General features: G+C 51.6%; 4 protein-coding genes. All 4 read right to left on the bottom strand.

From position 1 onward, the window contains the following. Positions 1–279: 279 nt before the first annotated feature. The 4 genes from msrC to FFS57_RS21890 all read right to left on the bottom strand — a co-directional run bounded on the left by msrC (position 280) and on the right by FFS57_RS21890 (position 6079). Entirely contained in the window at positions 280–774 is a 495-nt protein-coding gene (msrC, locus tag FFS57_RS21905; RefSeq protein WP_137939966.1) for a free L-methionine (R)-S-oxide reductase MsrC, read from the bottom strand. Continuing rightward, the gene (locus FFS57_RS21900) at positions 762–3863 is read right to left on the bottom strand and encodes an efflux RND transporter permease subunit (RefSeq protein ID WP_137939965.1); all 3102 of its coding nucleotides are present in this window, start codon (positions 3861–3863) and stop codon (positions 762–764) included. Before FFS57_RS21900 ends, msrC begins: the two co-directional genes overlap by 13 nt. Before the next feature lie 17 nt (positions 3864–3880). Beyond that, positions 3881–5026: an efflux RND transporter periplasmic adaptor subunit gene (locus FFS57_RS21895; RefSeq protein ID WP_249384118.1), complete on the bottom strand. Its 1146-nt coding sequence runs from the start codon at positions 5024–5026 to the stop codon at positions 3881–3883. Between the two features lie 234 nt (positions 5027–5260). Continuing rightward, positions 5261–6079: a TetR/AcrR family transcriptional regulator gene (locus tag FFS57_RS21890; protein ID WP_171014137.1), complete on the bottom strand. Its 819-nt coding sequence runs from the start codon at positions 6077–6079 to the stop codon at positions 5261–5263. Between the last annotated feature and the right edge of the window lie 48 nt (positions 6080–6127).

The raw sequence follows: 6127 nt of genomic DNA, 5'->3' as shown, positions 1-6127 counted from the left end.
GACTGTATTTTTTTGTTAAAGATCATTCAGTTGCGCAGTCAAAACATCTATTCGTTTCGCCGCGTCGCTGCGAGAGAGGCCGAACTATACTCACCCTCTTCATACTCGTCAACTTCCAAGTGCTACTTTTTTAATACTTTTTTATAAGGCGTTGATTTTATTATAACCTAAAACCGGCAAGCCTTGCAGGCTCGCCAACCACCCCGCGCTCAATCCTCGTCTTCAGCAAAAAAGCCGGCGATTTCCGCCGGCTTTTTTAGGATGGACCACACTTCTTGCCTACATGACAGGAAAATCCGTGCTCTCCTTATAAATGGAAAGCAATCCCTCCAGCCCGGCTTGGTCGCGTTCGCTAAAGCGGGCTAGCTGGGGGCTGTCGATATCGAAAACCCCAATCAGTCGATTGTCCTTCAGAATCGGTAGGACAATCTCTGAGTTGGAAGCGCTGTCACAAGCAATATGCCCATCAAAAGCGTGAACATCTGTAACCAGGATGGTTTCCTGTCGAAGCGCGGCACTGCCACATACACCTCGCCCCAATGGGATACGCACACAAGCAACCTTGCCCTGGAAGGGGCCGAGCACCAGCTCCTTGCCATCATATAAATAGAAGCCCGCCCAGTTGAGCACTGGAAGTGCCTGATAGATGAATGCAGAAAACTGAGCGCTGTTGGCAATGAAATCGCGTTCGCCGCTCAGTAACCCGCTCAGTTGCTGAGCAAGACTCCTGTAGTTGACGGTATCAATATCTTGGCTGATATTTACTTCAAACATGCTTGCTCGCTTGTTGGTTGAACGTCGTCGGGACTAACCCATTTTTGTTTGATACGCTCACCCAAGGCATCCAGATAAGTGAAAACAACGGGGACCACAATCAAAGTCAGTAATGTGGAAGTGATCACACCACCAATGACGGCATTCGCCATCGAAGAATAGCCTTCCCCCATGTCTTTGCTAAGCGCAACGGGCATCATCCCCAATACCATGGCTGCCGTTGTCATCAATATTGGACGGAGGCGAATGCGACCTGCAGCGACAATCGACTCAGTACGTGACATACCCTCCTCCATCGACTGCTTGGTGAAGTCAATCAGCAAAATGGCATTTTTTGTGACCAACCCCATCAACATGATGATCCCGATCATTGACATGACGTTCAGGGTGCTGTTGGTCAGGAACAAGCCCAGCGCCACCCCAATCATGGCTAATGGCAGCGATGACATGATGGCCAGTGGTTGTAGGAAGCTACGGAACTGGGTTGCAAGAATGGCATAGATAAACATGATGGCCATCAGCATGGCTTTGCCAGCATGCGCAGCAGATTCCTCCATCTCCTGCGCACCACCACGGGTCTCAATCTTGTAACCAACAGGCAATTTGATCTGATCAATACCTTTTTTCATCGCCACCACAATGTCGCCCAGTGGCCGGCCTTCCACCCCGGCTACAATAGTCACTTCACGTGACAGATTGGAACGTTTAATCTGGCTTTGTGAAGCAGATTCACGCAACTTGGCGACTTGACCCAACTCAATCATCCAAGGCCGTTCCGGGGTGCCACGGGTCGAAATTGGCAAACGACCAAGGTCATCCAGCGATGATCGCAAGTAATCCGGTATTTGCACTGATACATCATGGTTTTCACCATCTGGCCCTTGCCAAGTACTGACGGCCTGACCAGCCAATAGTGGACGCAATACGGAACCGATACGGGACGCATTCAGTTCCATGTCCTGCGCCTGATCACGATCAATCTCCACCAACAGCGCCGGTTTCTTTACTTCCATACTAGATTTCACATCCACCGCACCAGGAATGGCCTTCAGCATGGACGAAACTTCATCGGACAGCCGTTTCAATTCATCCAGGTCGCCCCCCTGAATACTGAGTACGATGGGGGTGTTGAAGTCTCCGCTGGAGACCTTGATGCCGCCAATCTGCTGCAAGCGTTCCCGGAACAACCGGCGCATTTCCTTGTGATCACGCTCACGCTGCTTGCGGGAAGTTAGCGTAATGAAGATATTGGCTTCATGCTTGGCAGAATCCTGCGCAACAGCAACATAAGTCCGTTTAACTTCGGGAAAGGCCATGATCACATCGGATGCCTGCTTTGCCTTGGCACCGGTATAGTCCAGCGATGAACCAACCGGTGTCTCAATCTGCATCTGTACAAAGTCGAAATCGGAATCCGGCACAAACTCGCCACCTACTTTACCCATGATGACGAATGCGGCAACGAAGCTGGCCAACGCAATAGCCAGCGTGGTCTTGCGCTTGCGCAGGGCCCAGCGAATGGTATTGCCATAGGATTCCGCCAGGGCATCCATCCTCCGCTCGAACCATCCCAACAACCAGCCAATGGGCCCCCGCATGGGTTTGCCATGGCTATGCGGGTCCGCCCAAACGCTGGACAGCATAGGATCAAGGGTAAAACTGACCAACATCGAGATCAGCACTGCCGCAGACACTGCCACGCCAAACTGGAAGAAAAACTTTCCAATCGTGCCGCCCATGAACGCCACGGGCAAAAACACCGCCACAATGGTCAATGTCGTACCAACAACGGCCATGCCGATCTCGTTGGTGCCATCCAATGCGGCTTGTACCCGGCTTTTACCCATGGCAGCGTGTCGTGAAATGTTTTCGCGCACCACAATGGCGTCGTCAATTAGCAGACCGATACACAACGACATAGCGATCATGGTCAACTGATTGATGGTAAAGCCGAATAATTGCAGAGCAAAGAAAGTGCCCACCAGTGATACCGGCAAGGTCAAACCGGTGATTACCGTGCTACGCCACGACCCAAGGAACAACATGACAATGATGATGGTCAGCAGCGCCCCTTCAAACAAGGTTCGCTTTACATCATCCAGCATGATCTTGATACCTTCCGTATTGTCGGAAAGGATCTCCAGCTTGACGTCAGGCGGCAGGGTTTTGCTGAGTGCCGCCATTTCCTTCCGGACTTTGTCTACCACCTCAACAATATTGGCACCCGATGCCTTCATCACGTCCACGGAAACCGCCTGACGACCATTCACATATGCAATGGACTCCAGCTCCTTCTGGCTATCGATGACACTGGCGACTTGCTCCAGACGGACACTGACACCATTGCGGTTGGCCACGATCAAGCGACCAAACGATGGCGCATCCTTCAATCGGCCACGAATCTGCACCAGTTTGTCACCCGTGCCGACCGTCACTGTACCCAACGGGAATTCGACATTTTCCTGCCGAATGGTATTGATGACGTCTTCCACGCTGACGCCCAGCGCCTTCATCCGCTCAGGCTGCAACAAGACGCGAATCTGCCTGGCTACACCACCAATGACCTCTACCTTGCCTGAGCCCGGGATGGACTTCATCCGCTTGGAAACGATACGGTCTGCGATTTGCGTCAATTCGCGTTGCGAACGTACTGCAGATGTCACTGACAGTGACACAATCGGCATGTCATCCGCCTGAGCCAATTCAACCTTGGGCTCCTTGACCTCGCTTTTCAGAGTGCTACGAATCTGATCGACCTTGTCACGAACTTGCTGAATAGCCCACTGCGGATCGGTATCCAACTGAAACTCGATCGCCAAAAAAGCAAATCCTTCGAAGGCCCGCGACTTCAACAATTTGATGCCGGAGATACCATTGATGGATTCCTCCATCGTGCGCACCACATCGTTTTCAACGATTTCAGGCGCAGCACCAGGATAATCAGCAGTAACAATGACTGTTGGTAACGAAACATCCGGCAGGTTTTCCACCCGCAACTGGAAATAAGCTAACGTACCAAGCACGGCTAACGCCACCATCAGCATGGTGGCAAATACTGGGTTCCTAACACTGATTTTTGTTAACCACATTGCGTGTTCCTCCCGGATCAGTGCTTACCACCAGCCATTTTGACGGCGGCACCCCGTGCTTCATCAGACAATTGGGCCAATATGACGGTATCACCTGCTGTCACACCTTTGCTCACCTCGACCTTCCCTGTGCGAGCGTCCCGAGGACCAACGGTCACAACTACTTTCTCTAGATGTCCTTTACGCATCACCCAGATATAGCTTGCCCCTTTATCCACCACTACAGCGGTATCCGGTACAGCAATCGCCTGCGGACGTGTATCCAGTTGCAAGTCGCCACTTGCGAACAGTCCTGTCCGGAGCGAATGGTCCGTATTATTGATCCGGATATAGACGGCAATACTTCGAGTACCGGGCTGAGCTGCCGGGTTGATCCGCTCGACCTTGCCTTCAAACTGTCGGCCGCCATAACCATCCACCTTCAGACGAACCAGTTGCCCGGCATGGACAGATGCAATATCGGCCGCCGGCACCTGCGCGACATATTCCAGTTGCGACAGATCAATTACGCTAAATAGCTTGGCACCCGGTGCCACATCTTGCCCTGGATGTACATCACGCGTAGCCACATATCCTGTGATCGGCGACGCAATCTTGGTATCGCGCATCGATTTGCGTGCCAGCTCCAGTTGGGCAATTTGTGCTTTCAACTGAGCCTGCTTCACCGTGGTATCGCTGTCGATCCGGTTGAACGCCTCTTGCGAAATGAACGCCTGTGTCATCAATTCACGATTCTGCTCCCGATTACGTTCGGCATAGGCAGCCTCTGCCTTATAGCTTTCCAGTTGTGCCTGCCGTTCGTTCAAGCGCTGGCGCACCTCGGCATCATCCATGGTAGCCAACAGCTGGCCAGCCTTGACAGCATCTCCTTCACGAACCAGCACATTGGCAATTTGCCCACCTTGCTTGGCATTGACAATGGTTTCCGATACCGCCTGCAAATTGCCACTCAAGGCTAAGGTACGGCGGAACTCGCCAAGCTGGACACGGAAAATATCTGCTTCGGTCAACTCCAGCATGGAGATGGGATCATGTTTACCTTTATTTTGGTCAGATGCGGCATGGGCGCCTGCTTTGGATTTGTCACCAGTCATAACTTTGGCACCGACACCGATCCCCAAAGCGACGGCAAGCAAGATGGCGATTTTTGCAGAACGTTTCATATTCACCTTGTGCTCCTGGCTAGGTTGGCAATGTGACACGATGCCGATGAGTGACCGACTGTGCGCAACATTGCACTGCTCTCTTTATTGAAACTAATTATTGTTGGGTACTACCCGTCTTCTGGCTGCGTGAAGTACGAATGAACGTGATCAACACACCCGCTGCATTGAGTGTTTCAATATTTTCATACGCAATAACACTATTTGATGGCAGCAAAGCTTCCAATTGTCTTGTTATTGTTTGCGCTCATCCTGTTCCAGCCCGATAGCGCAAGACGACCCAGATGGTGCAATACCATGCCAGATCATGTTGACAATTTTTGGTAACAACCGGGCGACATCTAGTCGCTCGCGCTGTACCAGTTGGGCAATCATCAACCCATCAAACAGCGCCGTCCACATGACCGATAACGCTTCACTATCTGCGTCTGCAGCAGTCAGGCCGCCCTTTTTCAATACCGCAAGCAACTTACTCGACAGCAAATAGATTTCGCCATAGGTTTGGGCAATATGCTCACGGACACTTTCATCCCGGGTCTGACCGACAAATTCAAGGAACAGAGCCGGCCAGTCCGCAGCCTGGATACATTGTGCCCATTGCGCACTGACCAATTCAGTCAAACCCTGTTGGCGGTCTGGATGTTGAATGGCCTGCTCAACCTGAAGTGGCAAATCCACTACCGAAGACTTGAACCGGCTATCCAGCAGCGCGAAGAACAGATCGGCTTTGTTCCGAAAATGCCAATAGATTGCACCTTTGGTCAGCCCTGCTTCAGCCGCAACATTATCCAGCGATGAGGCTTCATACCCCTTTTCGGCAAATACCTTGGCAGCTGCTTGCAATATACGGACACGAGCATCCGGATTTGGACGTTCATTTCTGCTTTCGAGCAAAGTTGCAAACTGTTCGCGCGGACCTAAATGCCGTTTTACGGTTTGCCAAGGCACACCTGCCCGACTGGCGATATCTCCATAAGTGATTGCATCAACTCCCTTCCCATCAGCCATCTCTCGAAGAATTTCCAGCAAATTCAATGAATTCCGGTCTGGCATAGTAAGCCGATCCATAACATACCGATCAGAATGTTATTAACATACCGA

Origin of the sequence: Chitinivorax sp. B (assembly GCF_005503445.1) — a bacterium.
Classification (GTDB): domain Bacteria; phylum Pseudomonadota; class Gammaproteobacteria; order Burkholderiales; family SCOH01; genus Chitinivorax.
The sequence above is the reverse complement of the archived record's forward strand: the minus strand, read 5'-3'. Positions and strand labels throughout refer to the sequence as shown.